Genomic DNA, 1030 nt, shown 5'->3' with positions numbered 1-1030 from the left:
GCTGGAGAAGCGCCAGCACGGAGTTGCCGATCGCCGCAGTGGTGGTCTCGTGGCCGGCGACCAGGAGCAGCACGGCGAGCGAGAGCAGCTCGTCCTCGCTGAGCCGGTTCTCGTCCTGGTCGTGGACCGAGATCAGGTCGGAGAGCAGCGAGCGGTCCGGGTGGGCGCGCTTGGCCTCGATCAGCCCGGCCATGTATCCGGCCAGGGCGTGGGAGGCCGCGTCGATCCGCTGGTGGTCGCCGGTGGCGAACAGGTCGGTTGACCAGGCCCTGATCGAGTCCCTGTCGGTCGTCGGTACGCCGAGGAGCTGGCAGATGACGGTGACCGGCAGCGGGCCCGCCAGCTCCTCGACGAGGTCGACCTCGGTGCCGCCCTCCCAGTTCCCGACCAGCTGCTCGGCGAGAGCGCGGATGTACGGGCGCAGCCCGTCCACCCGGGCCGGGGTGAACGCCCTCGTCAGCAGCCGGCGCAGCCGGGTGTGTTCGGGCGGGTCGACGGTGAGCATGGTGCGGGCGATGGCGGGGTGGAGCGACCGTCCCGAGGGCCTGTCCGCGAAGTAGGCGCCGGCGTCCTTGGACAGCGGTGCGGTGAACGCCTTCCGAGCCTCGTCGTAGCCGGTGACGACGGCCGAGGTGGAGGCCCCGCCGTCCAAGGACACCTGCAGGACCGGGGAGGAGGTCCGCAAGGCGGAGTAGGTGGGGTAGCGGTCGGCGTAGAACGCCGGGTCGGCGAAGGGAGAGGCCATGGTCGTTCCCTATGCCGCAGTCGCAGTGGGCGCCGCTTGCCGCTGGACGGCCACGGCGGTGCGGACGATGTCGGAGGTCGCGTACTGCTGGGAGACCGAGCGTAGCCACAGGGCCTCGGCGCGGAGGTCTCCCGCGCGGGCGGACTCGCCGGTGGCCTGGCGGGTGGGAGCCTGCTGGGGCTGGGCGCCGCTGCGGGCCGCCTCGATCGCCGCGGCGACGACGGCCGCCTCGACGATTGCCGCACCGGTCGGGGTGCCGTCCTGGCCGCGGCGGGCGACGGCGTC

The 1030-nt window shown here is 73.3% G+C and carries 1 protein-coding gene and 1 pseudogene; both read right to left on the bottom strand.

What is annotated here, in order from left to right; all coding sequences use genetic code 11:
* A pseudogene (locus MCM47_RS41445) lies at positions 1 to 745 on the bottom strand (cytochrome P450); the annotation flags it as partial.
* Positions 746 to 754: 9 nt separating this feature from the next.
* A partial coding sequence (locus MCM47_RS41440; protein WP_374209293.1) for a DUF6545 domain-containing protein occupies positions 755 to 1030 on the bottom strand: 276 nt, incomplete at its 5' end.

Source organism: Kitasatospora sp. A2-31 (genome assembly GCF_022288725.1).
Classification (GTDB): Bacteria; Actinomycetota; Actinomycetes; order Streptomycetales; family Streptomycetaceae; genus Kitasatospora.
The sequence above is the reverse complement of the archived record's forward strand: the minus strand, read 5'-3'. Positions and strand labels throughout refer to the sequence as shown.